Below are 17550 nucleotides of genomic sequence, written 5' to 3'. Positions count from 1 at the left end.
CAACAACAAGGATCAGCAGCCCAGTTTCTGGTATGCTTGAAAGCAGATTGCTCACAAGAGGCTTCAGGTTGTTATGTCAGGTTGGCGTAAATTTTATTATAAATTACTGAATTTACCACTAAAAATTTTAGTAAAGAGCAAAAAAATTCCTTCTGATCCCATTGCTGAACTGGGGTTAGATCCCTCTCGACCCATTTTGTATGTATTACCCTATAACTCCAAAACAGACTTACTGACACTACGTAACCAGTGCTTGGCACTCGATCTGCCCGATCCACTGGAAGCACAGGAAATTGATGGTCAGTTACTGCCAAGTTACGTCTTTATTCATCACGGCCCACGGCTGTTCCGCTACTACGTTCCGAAAGAGGAATCGGTAAAACTGTTCCATGATTATCTCGATCTACATCGCAATAATCCGGATTTAGATATTCAGATGTTACCGGTATCTGTGATGTTTGGCCGTTCTCCGGGGCGTAAAGGTCAGAACACGCCGCATTTGCGGCTACTTAACGGAGTGCAAAAGTTTTTTGCTGTGCTTTGGCTAGGGCGCGACAGCTTTGTCCGTTTCTCCAATATTGTGTCGCTGCGCTATATGGCACAAGAGCACGGTACCGATAAAAGCATTGCGCACAAGCTGGCGCGCGTTGCACGTATGCATTTTTCGCGTCAGCGGTTAGCTGCGGTCGGCCCCAGCCTGCCGGTACGTCAGGAGCTGTTTAGCAAACTGCTGGCTTCACCGGCAATAGAAAAGGCGGTTGACGATGAAGCTCGCAGCAAGAAAATCTCACGTGAGAAAGCACAACAGAATGCCGTCGCGCTGATGGAGGAGATCGCCGCTGACTTCTCTTATGGCATGTTGCGTCTCTCCGATCGGGTATTGAGTTGGACTTGGAACCGTCTTTATCAGGGTATCAATGTCACCAACGCAGAACGGGTGCGTCAGTTAGCGCAAGATGGCCATGAGATCGTTTATGTGCCTTCGCATCGTAGCCATATGGACTATCTGCTGCTGTCGTATGTGCTTTACCACCAAGGGTTGGTGCCGCCACATATCGCTGCTGGCATCAATCTCAATTTCTGGCCCGCCGGGCCGATTTTCCGTCGCCTCGGTGCGTTCTTTATCCGCCGAACCTTCAAGGGCAACAAACTCTACTCGACAGTGTTCCGTGAGTATCTCGGTGAGCTGTTTACACGCGGTTATTCGGTTGAATACTTTGTTGAGGGGGGGCGTTCACGCACTGGGCGACTGCTAGAACCCAAGACCGGTACCTTGACTATGACTATCCAGGCGATGTTGCGTGGTGGCTCACGCCCCATTACCCTGGTGCCGGTCTATATCGGTTATGAACATGTGATGGAAGTCGCTACGTATGCCAAAGAGTTACGTGGTGCGACCAAAGAGAAAGAGAGCCTGTTACAGATGTTGCGCGGGCTGCGTAAACTGCGCAATCTTGGCCAGGGTTATGTAAACTTTGGCGAGCCACTGTCATTAACCAGCTACTTTAACCAACAGATCCCACAGTGGCGTGAAGCGATTGATCCGATCGAAGCACAGCGCCCGAGTTGGTTAACCCCAGCCGTCAATGATCTTGCTGGTAAAATCATGACGCGTATTAACAATGCCGCAGCGGCCAATGCGATGAATCTCTGCTGTACCGCGCTGCTGGCATCCCGTCAGCGTGCGCTAACACGCAAGCAGTTGCTTGAACAGTTAGAGTGTTACCTGCAACTGTTACGTAATACTCCCTACACTGCCGATGTCACTGTACCGACGCAAACGCCTGAGCAGTTGTTGGAACATGCGCTGAACATGAACAAGTTCTCAGTCGAAAAAGACAGCATTGGCGATATCATCGTGCTGCCGCGCGAGCAGGCGGTGCTGATGACTTACTATCGCAATAACATTCACCACCTGTTGGTACTGCCTTCGTTGATTGCCAGTATTGTGATGCACCACCGTCAGGTCTGCTACACGGAGTTACTGCGTCAGGTGAACCTGATTTATCCAATGCTACAGGCAGAGCTTTTCCTGCATTACGCTAAGGAGCAACTGCCGGAAATCCTGCCGCCATTGATCGATGAACTGGTGCGCCAACAACTGATTGATCAACAGCAAGATCTTTTGATGATCAATGGTACGCGTATCCGCCCATTACAGTTGCTGGCAGCAGGTGTGCGCGAAACCCTACAACGTTACGCAATTACCATGTCACTGCTCAGTGCCAATCCGAGCATCAGCCGTGGCAGTTTAGAGAAAGAGTCGCGCATTATGGCGCAACGGCTGTCAGTGTTGCACGGTATCAATGCACCGGAATTTTTCGATAAAGCGGTATTCTCTACCCTAGTCGCCACATTGCGTGCTGAGAACTATATCAATGCCAGTGGTGATGCTATCCGCCAGAATACCATGGCGGTTTACACCATCCTGAGCAGTCTTATCACCCCCGAGGTGCGGCTAACCATTGAGAGTGCCAGCATTGTGCAGACTCACACTGCTGAGCCAGCAGAACAGCAAGAAGAGGAACAGGATGATTGATGTGTTAACCGCTATTGATGACTCAACCAATTAACTTGCTTACTTGGCTTGGCGAGTTAACACAACGATAAACTGACTGAGCTGTTGATTAATCTCGCCCCACTTCTCATGCAACGGAGCTGGGGCGAATCACTGTGTGGTGTCACAGATAGCTTAATGCAATGCCGATAAACAGCAGCAGACCAACGTAATTGTTGTTCATAAATGCGTTAAAACAGGCCATTCGCTCACGATGCACGATCTGCTGCTGCTGATAGACAAACAGTAAGCCAACCAACATCAAGCAACAGTAAAACCAGACAGTTAATGCCATCAAGTAGCCCACCCACAGCATTAACAAAAAGGTAGCCAGTTGCAGCAGTGCAATGATCAACCGGTCATAACGCCCAAACAGCAGTGCCGTCGATTTAACACCGATTTTCACGTCATCATCACGATCTACCATCGCGTACAGGGTATCGTAAGCCACAGTCCAACAAAGATTGGCCAAAAACAGCAGCCAACAACTGAATGGCAGTGACTCAGACACCGCTGCATAGGCCATTGGGATCGCCCAACCAAATGCCATACCGAGGATCAGTTGGGGTGCGTGAGTCAACCGCTTCATAAACGGGTAGATCCAAGCTAATGCAACACCGATCACTGACAGCGCAATCGCCATCCTGTTCAGCGTTAGCACCAGTAAAAACGCCACTAACAGCAACAGAATAAATAGCAGTTTGGCCTCGTTCTCACTGATGCGGCCACTGGGCAATGGACGATTGGCAGTACGCTTGACATGACCATCAAAGCGGCGATCGGCATAGTCATTTACCACACAACCGGCAGCGCGCATCAAGAAAACACCCACAACAAAAGTGAACAATACCGACAGTGGCGGTATACCTTGAGCTGCTAACCATAACGCCCAAAGTGTCGGCCAAAGCAGTAGCAAACTACCAATCGGTCGATCCAAGCGCATCAAATGGCAATACGCTTGCCATTTTTGATAAAAAATAGAGAATTGCAGAGTAGTTTCTCCCTTAATCAATCACCACAGCACGCGATGTTTGGCACATCAATACACTGCTATTGTAATCCAGATCGCAACACCAGGTCTGTTACCAGATATCGTTGGTGCCACAACAGCGCCACTAACGGCGCTGGCGCACTGCTTCAAACAGACAGACGCCGGTTGCGACTGAAACGTTAAGGGAAGAGACAGAACCCGCCATTGGGATGCTAATCAACTCATCACAGTGTTCACGCGTCAGGCGGCGCATACCTTCGCCTTCCGCCCCCATCACCAGTGCCAGTGGCTGATTCATGTTGCTTTGATACAGGGTGTGTTCTGCCTCACCGGCAGCCCCCACCACCCAAATATTCATCTGCTTCAACAGACGCAATGTGCGCGCCAGGTTGGTCACGCTGATCAGCGGTATATTTTCCGCCGCACCACACGCGACCTTCTTCGCAGTTGCATTCAGTTGCGCAGCACGATCGCGTGGTACAATCACTGCATTGACTCCTGCGGCATCAGCACTACGCAGACAGGCACCGAGGTTGTGGGGATCTGTCACGCCATCTAGCACCAGCAAAAATGGCATCGGCAACGCCGCCAACAGATCGGGCAGATCACTCTCTTGCAGTTTATGGCCTTCACGCACGCGGGCAATGATGCCCTGGTGAACCCCTCCCTCAGCCTTGTCATCCAGCCATTGGCGGTTCGCCAGTTGGATCACCACACCTGCTGCGTCCAGTTCAGCCAGTAACGGCTGTAGACGACGATCTTCGCGTCCCTTAAGAATAAATACTTCCAGCAAACGCTGCGGCTCACGCTGTAACAGCGCTGTGACGGCATGAATGCCGTAAATAATCTCACTCATGATGCTCTTTAAATCGTGTGGCAGAGCATCGCCCTGCCAATGATGGATGATCTATCACCTGTTCACTGGCCGCCAATGGCAGCCGCAACTCAAGATGACTCGGTACGGGTTTTCTTGCTGGCGCGTTTGGCCTTGGTTGCCGCCGCAATCTTCCGGGTTTTCTCTGATACCTTTTTGTTCTTGGCTTTTTTCTCTTGCTTCACGGTGCCAGCCGCCTGTTTATTACTCGCCTTCGGTCGAAAAACACTGTCGGGTTCAAAATTTGCGCTCTGCTTGCCTGCTGTTGCTTTACCTTTGCTCCCCTTTTGGGCACGTCGCCGTTCAGTTTTACCCTGCCCACGCGGCTGGCGACGACTGGAGATCAAGGCAAAGTCAATTTTTCGCTCATCCATGTGTACCGCTTCAACACGGATCTCGACGGTATCCCCCAGACGATAAACCATCCCGGAAGATTCGCCGATCAGACGCTGGCCGACATTATCGTGACGGTAATAATCATTATCAAGACTGGAAACGTGGACCAGTCCATCAATAAACAGATCATTCAAGCGCACAAAGAAGCCAAAACCGGTCACGCTGGTAATAATTCCGCTAAACAGCTCACCAACGTGATCTTGCATAAAATCGCATTTCAGCCAATCAGCCACATCGCGCGTTGCTTCATCAGCACGCCGTTCAGCCATTGAGCAGTGTGCCCCCAACTGGAGCATCTCAGCAAAGTCACAATGCCAGCCACCAGTCGGGGTTGCATTGCCGTTGACTTCACCCTGCTCTCGCGCCAACAAATACTTGATTGCACGGTGCAGCGACAAATCAGGATAACGGCGAATAGGGGAAGTGAAGTGGGCATAAGAGGCCAATGCCAGACCAAAGTGACCGCGATTTTGTGGATCATAAATCGCCTGTTTCATTGAGCGCAGCAACATTGTCTGCAACATCTCATGATCCGGGCGTTCAGACACTTCATCCATCAACACCGCATAATCCTGTGGTTGTGGCTTGACACCACCACCCAAGGTTAAACCTAATTCATTCAACACAGTACGCAATGCCGCAACGTGATCATCGCTCGGGCGGTCATGAACCCGGAATAGCGCTGGCTCACTGTTTTTTTCCACGAAACGTGCCGCAGCGACGTTAGCCATGATCATGCACTCTTCGATTAGCTTATGTGCATCATTACGTACTGTCGGTTCAACCCGTTCAATGCGGCGCTCTGCATTGAAAATAAATTTTGCTTCTTCGGTTTCAAAGGCAATACCGCCACGTTGCGCACGCGCCTGATCAAGAACCCGATACAGTGCATGTAACTCTTGCAACGGCTTCACTAGCGGCTGATAGTGCTGGCGTAACTCCTCATCGCCTTCTAGGATGTGCCACACTTTGGTGTAGGTTAAGCGCGCATGTGAGCTCATCACTGCTTCATAGAACTTATATGAGGATAACTTGCCCAAGGCCGAGATAGTCATCTCACATACCATACATAAACGGTCAACCTGCGGATTAAGCGAACATAAACCGTTAGAGAGCACTTCGGGCAGCATCGGCACCACCTGCGAAGGGAAGTAGACCGAGGTGCCACGGTTGCGCGCTTCATCATCAAGCGCAGTATTGGGCCGCACATAGTAGCTGACATCGGCAATCGCTACCCACAAACGCCAACCACCGGTGCGTTTTTTCTCGCAGTAGACTGCATCGTCAAAATCACGTGCATCCTCACCATCAATGGTCACCAGAGGCAACTGCCGCAGATCAACACGCCCAGCTTTTGCTGCCTCTGGCACCTGTTCGCTCAATTGTGCAATCTGCTGCTCAACGTCAGCAGGCCAAGCATAGGGAATTTCATGGGTGCGCAGCGCGATCTCCACCGCCATACTGGTACCCATTTTATCGCCCAGCACTTCAACAATCTTACCCACCGCTTTACTGCGACGTGTTGGCCGCTGCATCAACTCGACCACCACCATGTAGCCCATACGTGCACCACTGATCGCATCTGCCGGGATCAAAATGTCAAAACTTAAGCGGCTATCATCCGGTACCACAAAACCCGCACCGGCATCAGTAAAGTAGCGTCCAACAATCTGGCTCTTCTTCTCTACCAGCACACGCACAATCCGTGCTTCGCGCCGACCTTTGCGATCTTCTCCTAACGGCTGTGCCAACACGACATCGCCGTGGATCGCCATTTTCATCTGCTCAGCGGAGAGATAGAGATCGTCTTTACGTCCCTCGACACGCAAAAAACCATAACCATCACGATGTCCAATCACGGTACCACGCAGCAGATCCAGCCGTTCCGGCAATGCGTAACACTGACGGCGGGTAAACACTAACTGACCATCGCGCTCCATTGCACGTAAACGGCGGCGTAGTGCTTCAATCTGTTCTTCTGTAGATAAATTAAGCTCGTTAGCCAACTCCTCTCGGCTGGCTGGCGTCTGTCGTTTTGCCAAATGTGCTAAAAGAAATTCGCGACTGGGAATAGGAAATTCATATTTTTCTGCTTCGCGTTGCAGGAATGGATCTTGTGACATTGAGATTCCTCCGTTGTCATCAGCGGTGGGTAACTGAGTGCTTGTTATCAATAACCCATGATTGGACAAGTATAAAAGCCTATCCCATTATGGCTATTTTAGTGGCGATTTTGTCATTGGTGCGCCGATCCACAGATACTACCTGTACGCTACAGTTTGCGCGCACTCTCCATCACCAAATTGGCAGCACTGATGATACCTACTGGGATAAGCGCTAAGACTTGTTATTGATTATGGCAGGTCGGCTTATCTGCTCACTGCCACAGTGATTACTGTATCGACAACAGTTGTTGTAGTGGTGCTTTGGTTTCAACCATATCGGCCAAAGTATAGTTATCTAATTCATCAAGAAATTTTTGCACCGCCTGTGCAAGGACTCGTTTTAACTGGCAGGCTGAGGTGATATGACAAAATTCACCACTGCAATTCACCAGCGCCAACGGTTCCAGTGCGCGAACCACATCACCTATCGCAATTTCCGTTGCTGGTTTGGCCAAACGTATTCCGCCCTTTTTGCCACGCACTGTGATGATAAAACCTGCGCGACTTAGCTGATTGATAATTTTCACCATATGATTGCGCGAAACGCCATACACTTCAGTCACCACCGAAATGCTAGTCATCTGTTCTTCCGGCAACAATGCCATATAGATCAATGCACGCAATCCATAATCAGTAAAACTTGTTAGCTGCACAGGTACCTCTGAGCTCAATTTATCGGTGCCACCTGTCACGACAGGAAGCGACTGTGATGCATAGATGCTAGTTAACAGGTTTCACCCTGCACAATCCGATCCCGCTATTCTGATAACAATTTGAATAATAAACCAGCACCTAGATAGCTGCTAACGAAATAGTGGAATTTTTTGATGCAAAACAGCATTAAATAAGAATTTTTACATTACGAAGAGATCAATGACAGTCATAAAATCGAACAAACTGTCGTAAACAGCCAAGAAGGGAGCATCGACAGCCACGCATACCGCTCTTCAACTTCAGCCCAACGGTATCACTGGCTAACTGAACAGAACACATCGCCCCCCTTTCACCAAGGAGGGCTGGTTAAATATTGCCAGACAACCATACAAAATATGACCTAACGATCACAACAACCCCGACCACAATCCGGGTAGCTATCGATACAAAACAACCACAGTAAAATAGTGTTGATCGCCTGAATGGTTATTTGCTCAGATAGCGGCACAGATAAGCGGTGGCATCAGCAACCTGTACATTAAACTCGCTGTGGCCAGGTACAAAAAATTTCTCTCCTGGCGTGAACACCTGCCAATCTGGCGCGCCCGGCAGCAGCACTTTTAACGCGCCAGTGACCACGGTCATCTCCTCCGGCTGGGCGGTAGTGAAGGTATACTCCCCTTCTTCCATCACCCCCACGCTGGCAAGCCCGATACTGCTGCTGTCAAACCCAATCGACTTCACTTTTCCGGCAAAATATTCGCTCACTTTCAGCATGGCATGGCCTCATGTAATCATATTTGATGAATGAGCATATTGGCGGATGAAAACGCAACTGTCACTTTTTTTAAGCGGTTTTTTAACTTTCACTGATAGCATTCAATCAGCGACAAATCCCGTCACCCCTGTACAGCATCAGGCTGTTTTGCTTGTAAAATGTGTAGCACAGAAAAAATTACCCCAATAAAACAATGCATTAATTACTTACCAAAAAAATCGGATCCATCATCCGCTTCCTGCCCCTGATAATGATTAAACAACCGCTATCGCTTTATCCTGCTCACCTCACGCTGGATCTTAGCCATCAGGCAACTGCAACTATACTATCGTGTTAAGATTAAGACTTATTGGATCGGCTTAAGAACCGATACCATCAGAGTGCGCTCAGTTCTGGCGATGCACGAAACCGTCATCGGGTGTATTACACGTTCGGGTGTATTACACGTAGTGTCGGTGTACTCTCACTGTGCAAATTGACGACATCTACTGGGATAACTGCTTGGTTTTTCTAAGTTCTGAAGGGGTTAACCCAAAACGATTTTTGAAGCCAACTGTAAAACGAGACTGAGACTGATAACCACACTCCTCAGAAACCAAACCAATTGGTTTTGCTGTTGTTTGTAGCAGATGTAATCCAAACCCCAACCTAGCACTGTTTTTTATCTGTTTCATAGTGGTATTTTCTAGTTGAAGTTTGCGGCGCAATGTTGATTCACTCATTGCAAGCTCAGCGCATATTTTCTCCATACTTATCTCACGAAATTTATTTGAAATTAGCATGTCGTGTACTTTACGTTTAATTGTTGGCCGCCCTATAAGAGAAGCAACCTGCCTGTAGCCGGAGTGATAAAGAAACAGCAGTAACTCTTTTCGTCTTAAAGAACACACATCAGCAAGCGAGCATGTTGCTATTTCAAAGAACTGTTTTAAGCACATGGCTATTTCACCATCTACATCACCGATAAAATAATCAGTTTTATTTATTGAATTTTCTCTTGGTAACATATCAAAATCCAGATAATCAAACTCAATTAATATCGCAACATACTCTCCTTCATTAGGTATATTTCTTATATGAACTGAACTGTGCTCAGAAAAAAATATAAATTGATTTTTCCGGCAACTCAACTTAAATCCTTCACCAAACTGTTTCTCCCCCGCAACCACAAAAATACACATTGGCTTAGCTATTGGAATGTCTAAAATTTTTTGTTCACACTGCGATTGATAAATCGAGAATGGCAACTTTAGATCAGAAAACTGCAACTCTCGAATAAGACTCAGCATGTTATCCATCATGCACCTTAACCTTTAGAAAGACAGGTTAAATTTAATCAACTTAACCTGATAAAAAACTCACCAATGATTAAAATAAAATACACTCCAAGGTCATCACGCCCTATTACCAAACTTCAATCGCGCTTATATAGCGCTTCTAGAGTGGCAGAGCCCAATGAGTAGGCATTGACCATATAACCCACGAGCGCACTTGAATAATTCTCAGGTAATTCAATTTGTTGAGAAAGTGCATAGACCGTAAACTGATAACGATGCATGCCATGCCCTATCGGAGGACAGACGCCACCAAACCCTTGCTGGCCAAAATCATTCTTCAACTGTAAACTTCCTGCAGGGAAGTTGTTCTTTTTCGGATCTCCCGCCCCAGCAACCACTGAATTGACATTTTTAGGAATATTAATAACCTGCCAATGCCACCAGCCACTACCTGTTGGTGCATCAGGATCATAAGCGAAAATAGCAAAATACTCGGTTCCTTTCGGTACTCCGGACCAAGATAGCTGCGGTGAAATATTACCACCATTGCAACCAAAACCGATAAACTCTTTCGAGTTGTCCATCATCTTATTATGGCTAATATCGCTACTTGAAAGCGTTAGTGCCGCAGCCGAGCCTGATAAGCTCATCAGTAGAATAACAGGTAAAACCAATTTAGTTAAAGGTTGCATTAGACTCTCCGAATCAGTCGTGTAAAAGTAAACTACACCATCATATAGTGTTGGAGATTGTTGCTTTACTCTAAAAACTGTCAATTTTTCGCTTTTTTCATTCAAACTTAAATGCTACCAACGTCTATCAGGGCAAGATTGCGAGCATTTTTTGAGCATAAACATAATGTGTTATCTCTCGGCGTGCTTATGATCTTATCGGTCGATGTAGGGCGGAAGTTATGCTTCACCAAGGCTAATGCCATAAAAGTACGTTATTTAATCAACATCACTTATTTCTACTGCTAAAAGATGTTGTTCACTTTTATTTGTTAGCACAGTGAACTTCTCTTGATTTATTGATGAGCAATACCACAATCACGCGTTAGCCTTCAGGGCTTCTGCCAATCCGCCTATGAGTGCCCAAATAACGTGAATCTCGCCACTGTCCACTCATACAAAATGCAGGTGGATAAAGCCGCCAACCTGAATTACCAAACACTTTATTCGCACAACAGATAAAATACCCAAGTCACCTTAGCAATGAACACCCCATCACTTGCTGTTGCACCTCACACTCCTGCCCTATTCGTAGTGGCACAATTTTTTAAAACCCAGAGATGATGTTAATACCAACTTTCAGTGTACCGGCGATATCCTGTAGTCCTACACGACATTCAATCAACCAAACTCATCATCCTTTAATTTGTAGATGAGCAATGATAAAATGCGCACCCTGTTATCACTAGTGAGTCGTGTCGTTTTCATTAACGGCATATAGAAAGGAATGACATTCATGTCCAAAGTGAAAAATAATAACCCTGAAGGCAAACCCAACTCTATCTTTGGTCGTTTTGCTGACAGTTTGCGTGAAGCCATTTTTGAAGCTGATCCTAAGTCAACAACAGTGAGTGAAGGTACTCCAGAAAAACCAGAACCTCTTCTTTCAATTAGTGAAACGGAAGGCAATACGATCACTAATATTGCTGATAACCGGATGACAGAACGATTGCACCAAACCGTACTCGCACGTGCAACCGTATTTCGCCAACTTATTAGCAACATGACCGCGTTAGAAAAAGTTCTTCCTGATGAAACCGCGCGCTTACAGGCAGCCTTTGCCGTATTGAAGCAAAGTGGCGCATCCGTTGCGAATTTACAGCAAGATATTGAGCTGCATATGCGCGATCTTGAAACTCAGGAGTTACGCTTTCGTGAAGAAGCGGCTAGCGAACGTAAACAACGCGTAGATGAACCTCAAAAAATCATGGCAGAAAAACAGGCGATTGTTGAAACAGCACAGGCTGAAATAGAGCGCCAACAACAATTGATTTTGACAGAACAAGCTAAATTGGCCGAGCTCTCGCAAGAAATTAAAAATCAAACCGCCGAACTTGATCGTACAACTGAATTATTCAGTGCAGCGTGCAACCATGAGAGAGAGTGGCTATTGCGGCAAAAGCTAAACCTTGATATCTTGAGCGCCCAATAGTTGTAGTGTACATAGTGTCGTTGATATTAGTGAGAAAAAAATGGATAACGGAAACCTCGTACCCAAAAACTTCAAGCCTAAAAGTTTTTGGGAACGTCCTGAAGGGACGCTAGGAATGGTCGTTGCAGCATTACTTGGTGTTGGTGGTCTTGCTGTTCTCTACAAAATTTTGCCGTTCCTAGTGTCGATCGCCAGCAATACACTTTATCTCGTTGTTACCTGCTCAGCACTGGCAGCCATTCTCCATATTCTGTTTGACTCACGCTTCCGCAAATTAATTGCTTATATGTATCAGAGCACCATGCGGTGGTTAACGGGATTGTTTATCGAGATTGACCCAATTGGCATATTGAAGAACTATATTTCTGATTTACGCAAAAGCCAATCAGTGATGGATTCACGTATTAGTGATCTGAATGGTGTAATGAATCGACTGAAGAACATCATTAGCAAAAATGAACGAGAAGCACAGCAGGCACTCAAAATCGCTCGGCAAGCACAAAAAACCGGTAATAATAAACAACTGGTTTTGCAATCTAGGCAACACGGACGTCTGGAAAATGCCAATACCACCTATGGTGATTTATTGAGAAAATCACAATTCCTTTACAATGTACTAACGCGTTACCAAGAACATGCTGACACCATGATTATTGACATGGAAGAAGAAGTGCGCGTAGAAACCGAGCGTCGAGAAATGACTCGTTCAGCTCACGGCGCAATGACGGCAGCAATGCGTATTCTCAAAGGGCAAGATGCAGGGCGAGATATGTACAATGCCTCAATGGAATATCTGACCAAAGATTATGCTATAAAAATTGGTCAAATTGAGGACTTTGTTCGTGTTTCCGAGTCTTTTGTCGCCGGTATGGACTTAGAAAATGGCGTATTTGAGGCAGACGCGATGAAACGCTTAGAAGAATGGGAACAAAACAGCGATAATCTACTGCTGAATAATCTGTTGCTGGATCAAACGAACCGCACGATCCTAACTGACAGTTTGGATAAAACGCCTTCTGCTACTTCAACGCAAGTTACCTCTTTTTTTGATACACCATCCATAAAACGGAATGATCGTTAAGCTGATTTTTAATTAATTGTACGGATAACTTATTTTATGAAATTGAAACCATTACCAAAATTTATTTTAATTGCCAGCATCGTTGCAGGGTTGGGATATGGCATAACCATTGCCAACCAAAAAGGATTGTTAGGCGGAGAGCAGAAGAGTGCAAGTGTTACGCTGAAAGCAAATGTGCCTACCGCAAACGCAAATATTGCTAATTCGCCAGAATCTACCAGTTTAACCAGCGCCAGAGGAACCAGCAATCAACAAACGACGAATAGCTTATATCTGCCATCAGCCAATATATCACAGCCAGTACGTCTGTTTACCATCCCATGGAATGCCACTTCAGCATTGATGTATGCCAATGGTGATCAATTGACAACACCAGACAGTCTACTAGGCCGCCGAGGTGTGCAGTTGAAAATTGAACGCCAAGATGATTATCAGCGAATGACTGAGGAAATGGGCAGTTTTGCCAAAGAGTTCGCAGCAGGTAACGCTAATCCTGCCTCAGGTGCGGCCATGGTCATCATTATGGGCGATGGTGTGCCTGCATTTATCTCTAGTACTAACGCAGTGTTAAGTAAATTTGGACAATCAGCAGAAGTGGTCGGTGCTCTTGGGTATTCCCGTGGTGAAGATAAATGTATGCTGCCACCAGAAATGCGTGATAACCCACAAAAAGCACGAGGATCATTAATTGGTGCTGTGCTACGTGATGGCGATTGGAATATTTGTGTCAAATGGGCTGGCGATAACGATGTGCCGATTAACCCAAATGAACAAACATTTGATCCTGACGCTATGAACTTCGTTTCTACTACCAGTTTTACCGAAGCTGATGAAAAATATATTTCCGGTTACTGTGAAGAGCGGTCTGTCGTTAAAAATGGCAAACGTACTGGTGAAAAGCAGCGTGTCTGTCAAAATGGTACCGCTACCTGGACGCCTGGCGATGTTAAAGTAGCCATGCACCGTGGTGGATTGGTTTCCGTCGCTTCAACCAAAGAGTATATGTGGCAAATGCCGTCGACTCTGATTGTTAACAAACAGTGGGCAGAAAAAAATCCGACTATTGTGAGTAATATTCTTGCTGCATCATTTGAAGCTTCCGATCGCATCAAAACAGCACTTCATCGCGGTGATGATTCTGAACTGTTGAAAGCCTCTGCAGTATTGGCCAAGGTACATAACGAACAGACTGCCGAATGGTGGGCGAAATATTTCAAAGGTGTCACTGAAAAGGATAAACAAGGATTACAAGTTGAACTCGGTGGTTCGACCACCAACAATCTGTCCGACAACCAGTTTCTGTTCGGTATGAATGGTAATGACATGCTTTATAAGCGTGTATACGAAGTTTTCGGTGGTATCAGCAAACAACTGTATCCTGACATCATGCCTGACTTGGTGCCTTACAGTCAGGTAGTCAATACCACTTACTTACAGTCAGTTGCAGATAGTGCTAGAGCAACAAGTGTTGCAGAAACCCCGTCGTTCCGTGCTGAAGCTCCTGTACAGTATGTTGTGACGAAAAAGTCATGGTCGTTGGAATTCGACACTGGTAAAGCGACATTCCGCTCACAATCCATTCCTGTTATGGAAGAGCTACTCAATCAGATTGCGGTCTCTGGCTTATCCATCATTATTGAGGGCCATACCGACAGTGTTGGTAATAGTGAAGCCAATCTATTGTTATCTCGTAAACGTGCTGAAGCGGTGAGATCTTGGTTACAAGTAAATGCGCCGAGCAGTTTCCCTGAAGGTCGGGTACGTGTACGTGCCTATGGAGATAGTCAGCCAATCGCGGATAACGCCACTGCGGAAGGAAGAGCAAAAAATCGCCGAGTTACAGTGAGCATGGTACAAACAGCTAACTAGTAGTTAAATAAATGGTTTCCCTAGTTCATTCAAGTAGTAAATAAACGAAAATAAAATGAACAGGGCTATATGTAAAGCGGGTGCATTCGTGCCCGCTTTTTAGGGAGAGATGATGCGAAATATTTGGACACCTTATACCTACTTTAGTCGACGTAATTTTGTTATTTTGGTTGCAATTCAGATTGTGATTGCCATGGTCTGTTGGATCTCATTGGATGCCAAATGGTTGCCGACGCCACTCGCTATTGCTCAGGAATGGCAAAAACTAGTGCAAAACCAAGGATTGATCCCTAACCTGATCGAAAGTGTTCGCACTAGCTTAATTTCGCTTGTCTTAGCTGCCGGTTTTTCCACACTACTGGTTTTTTTATCCACAGCGCCGTTATTCTGGCCGTTCGCGAAATTCATGTCGGCAATGCGTTTTCTCGGCTTTGCCGGACTAACCTACATTTTTACTCTACTTACCAATAATGGTGATGATCTAAAAATTGGTCTATTAACATTTGGTATGACTGTTTTCATGACAACCAATCTATTGGCAGAGGTGAAGTCGATCCGACAATCTAGCATCGATCATTGCCGTACCATTGATATGCAGGGCTGGCGCATTTCTTATGAATTACTGCTGCGCGGCAAGCTAGATGTAATTCTTGATCTTCTGCGGCAAAATGCAGCTGTTGGTTGGACTTTGCTGACGATGGTAGAAGGATTAGTTCGTTCCTCTGGTGGAATTGGCGTGATGTTGCTCAATCAAAATCGTTACTTCAATTTGGCTGGTGTATTTGCAATACAGATTACTATCCTGCTATATGGGCTCATTCAGGATTGGTTTTTGGGATGGTTACGCTATACCGTTTGCCCTTATCTGACCAATAACAAAAAGTGAACTTATTATGTCTACCGGAACAAATACAAACTACAGTTTTACCTGTGCTGATGATTTAATGTTGATTAAAAACTTGGGTGTCAGTTACGATCGCCCGATTTTACGCGATATTAATCTGACTATCCGTGACATTAAGCGACCAAATATAGAGCAAGGACAAGTGGTCTCGATTCTAGGACCATCAGGGATCGGTAAAACCCAGTTATTACGTTGCATTGCAGGATTACAAATTCCCACTGTAGGCTCTGTTACGATAAATAATGGTGAAAATAAACCCGTTGCACCAGGTGACGTAGGTATGGTTAATCAAAGTTATGATTTATTCAATCACCGTACGGTTTATAACAACCTATTAATTGCCGCTAAACGTGCAAAAAGAGATCTCAGTCTCATTGATGACTATTTACAGGATTTTAATCTCGCTGACCATGCCCATAAATACCCAATGCAACTATCAGGTGGGCAAAGGCAACGCGTGGCCATTGTACAACAATTGCTCAATCGTTCTCATTTTCTGGTCATGGACGAACCATTCTCAGGGCTTGACTCTCTGACCAAACAAACCGTATGCGATACCATCCTATCCGTATCGCAAACACATGCGTGGAACTCTTCAGTCATCATCTCACATGATATTGATGCCGCCATTTATATCTCGGATACCATCTGGGTATTGGGTTACGAAAAGAATGAACAAGGCCAAAATATTCCCGGTGCAACCATTGTTGAGCAGTATGACTTAATTGAATTAGAACTTGCATGGCGTCCAGAAAAACAGAAATTGCCGCAATTTACCCAACTGAGAGAAACAATACTAGAACGTTTCAAGACGTTGTTATAACCAAGTTCACCTTACTCACGTTAATTCAGTAAGGTGAACAGCATAACATCACGAACGCTTCCTACCTGACTGTTGACTAAAAACATCACAAATAAATTGGTTAGCAATTTTTATTTGTAAGATTTTCGGTGTGGAAAGGTAAACCTCCAACGACCTCAGCTTGAATGTTAAGACCAATACATCAACATGAGAGGCGGCTTAGCTGAAGGTATTGCAGTTGGTTATCTTCCTGATCCACTCACGGTATCCGTGCTCATCGCTGAGTAGACATCCCCCAAACCGCAGCGCGTTAATACAAAATACGCGTATTAAGTAAACATCCGGCCATCTCACCTTGTTAGCCTCGTTGACCACGATCATTATTCTCGCCATCACATCCTCTGCTTGAGAATAAACCATGCCATATACCAAACAGCAAAAACAGCAGCATCTTGATAACTGGCAAAACAGCGGACTCTCCCAATCCGCTTACTGTCGCGAAAATAATCTGAAGTTAGCCACCTTCCATTACTGGAAAATTCAGGCGGATAAATCGGAGAAAAGTACCGTGACACCGTTTATTCCCACAACGGTTAAAGCGCCATCCGGCATGGTTACCGTCAATACGCCTGCCGGGCTATCGGTTGCCTGTCAACTGCACCAGTTACCCCACGTACTCCAGGCGCTTCAAGCATGTTGAACCCAGAACAGATTTGGATGGCTCGCCACCCCATCGACATGCGTTGTGGCGTGGATAAATTAACCCACTCTGTCACCGAACATCTCGGTCAGGCCTGGCAGGGAGAAGCCGCGTTTATCTTCTGCAATAAAGCACGAAATCGCCTCAAACTATTACGCTGGGATAAGCACGGTGTCTGGTTGGCGGTACGTCGATTGCACCGTGGGCATTTTGTCTGGCCGCGACAAGGCGATACCACTTGGACTCTCACCACGGAGCAATTTTCCTGGCTGATAAAAGGCATTGACTGGCAGCAGGTCGAGGGGCAAACACTGACAAAATGGCGATAAAAATAGAATA

At 46.1% G+C, this 17550-nt stretch carries 15 protein-coding genes; 8 read left to right on the top strand and 7 right to left on the bottom strand.

Going from position 1 to position 17550, the window contains the following annotated elements; translation table 11 throughout:
- The first annotated feature begins 73 nt into the window (after positions 1-73).
- Positions 74-2539, top strand: coding sequence for a glycerol-3-phosphate 1-O-acyltransferase PlsB (gene plsB, locus EOJ37_RS05475; protein WP_127958656.1), 2466 nt, complete (start codon positions 74-76; stop codon positions 2537-2539).
- Between the two features lie 142 nt (positions 2540-2681).
- Here plsB and ubiA read toward each other — a convergent pair whose 3' ends face one another.
- The 7 genes from ubiA to EOJ37_RS05440 form a co-directional block, all read right to left on the bottom strand.
- The gene (ubiA, locus tag EOJ37_RS05470; protein WP_420820620.1) at positions 2682-3569 is read right to left on the bottom strand and encodes a 4-hydroxybenzoate octaprenyltransferase; all 888 of its coding nucleotides are present in this window, start codon (positions 3567-3569) and stop codon (positions 2682-2684) included.
- A 103-nt stretch (positions 3570-3672) separates the two neighbouring features.
- Positions 3673-4404: a 23S rRNA (guanosine(2251)-2'-O)-methyltransferase RlmB gene (gene rlmB / locus EOJ37_RS05465; RefSeq protein ID WP_127958654.1), complete on the bottom strand. Its 732-nt coding sequence runs from the start codon at positions 4402-4404 to the stop codon at positions 3673-3675.
- An 89-nt stretch (positions 4405-4493) separates the two neighbouring features.
- Positions 4494-6941, bottom strand: a complete 2448-nt coding sequence (gene rnr / locus EOJ37_RS05460; RefSeq protein ID WP_127958652.1) for a ribonuclease R — start codon at positions 6939-6941, stop codon at positions 4494-4496.
- 269 nt (positions 6942-7210) lie between these two features.
- Positions 7211-7636 (bottom strand): nitric oxide-sensing transcriptional repressor NsrR, encoded by a 426-nt coding sequence (nsrR, locus tag EOJ37_RS05455; RefSeq protein WP_127958650.1) that lies wholly within the window; start codon positions 7634-7636, stop codon positions 7211-7213.
- A 487-nt stretch (positions 7637-8123) separates the two neighbouring features.
- Complete coding sequence (ppnP, locus tag EOJ37_RS05450) at positions 8124-8414, bottom strand: pyrimidine/purine nucleoside phosphorylase (RefSeq protein ID WP_127958648.1); 291 nt, start codon at positions 8412-8414, stop codon at positions 8124-8126.
- 486 nt (positions 8415-8900) lie between these two features.
- Positions 8901-9716: a helix-turn-helix transcriptional regulator gene (locus EOJ37_RS05445; RefSeq protein WP_127958646.1), complete on the bottom strand. Its 816-nt coding sequence runs from the start codon at positions 9714-9716 to the stop codon at positions 8901-8903.
- Positions 9717-9829: 113 nt separating this feature from the next.
- Entirely contained in the window at positions 9830-10384 is a 555-nt protein-coding gene (locus EOJ37_RS05440) for a YbhB/YbcL family Raf kinase inhibitor-like protein (RefSeq protein WP_127958805.1), read from the bottom strand.
- A gap of 775 nt (positions 10385-11159) precedes the next feature.
- Between EOJ37_RS05440 and EOJ37_RS05435 the strand changes: the two genes are divergently transcribed.
- From EOJ37_RS05435 to tnpB, 7 genes are all read left to right on the top strand, one after another.
- Entirely contained in the window at positions 11160-11855 is a 696-nt protein-coding gene (locus tag EOJ37_RS05435; protein WP_127958644.1) for a hypothetical protein, read from the top strand.
- Between the two features lie 40 nt (positions 11856-11895).
- Positions 11896-12936 carry a hypothetical protein gene (locus EOJ37_RS05430; protein WP_127958642.1) on the top strand — a complete coding sequence of 347 codons (1041 nt, stop codon included), beginning with the start codon at positions 11896-11898 and terminating at the stop codon, positions 12934-12936.
- Between the two features lie 36 nt (positions 12937-12972).
- Entirely contained in the window at positions 12973-14805 is a 1833-nt protein-coding gene (locus tag EOJ37_RS14955; RefSeq protein WP_127958640.1) for an OmpA family protein, read from the top strand.
- A 112-nt stretch (positions 14806-14917) separates the two neighbouring features.
- A complete protein-coding gene (locus tag EOJ37_RS05420; RefSeq protein WP_155522482.1) occupies positions 14918-15691 on the top strand; it encodes an ABC transporter permease in 774 nt (257 codons plus the stop codon).
- 7 nt (positions 15692-15698) lie between these two features.
- Positions 15699-16532: an ABC transporter ATP-binding protein gene (locus EOJ37_RS05415; RefSeq protein ID WP_127958636.1), complete on the top strand. Its 834-nt coding sequence runs from the start codon at positions 15699-15701 to the stop codon at positions 16530-16532.
- Between the two features lie 397 nt (positions 16533-16929).
- Entirely contained in the window at positions 16930-17211 is a 282-nt protein-coding gene (gene tnpA, locus EOJ37_RS05410) for an IS66 family insertion sequence element accessory protein TnpA (RefSeq protein ID WP_127958633.1), read from the top strand.
- On the top strand, positions 17205-17540 hold the full coding sequence (gene tnpB / locus EOJ37_RS05405; protein WP_127958631.1) for an IS66 family insertion sequence element accessory protein TnpB: 336 nt from the start codon (positions 17205-17207) through the stop codon (positions 17538-17540). Before tnpA ends, tnpB begins: the two co-directional genes overlap by 7 nt.
- Positions 17541-17550 lie beyond the last annotated feature (10 nt).

Source organism: Serratia microhaemolytica, assembly GCF_004011885.1.
GTDB lineage: Bacteria > Pseudomonadota > Gammaproteobacteria > Enterobacterales > Enterobacteriaceae > Serratia_G > Serratia_G microhaemolytica.
Note: the sequence above shows the minus strand (reverse complement) of the source record. Positions and strands in the feature narration are given on the sequence as shown.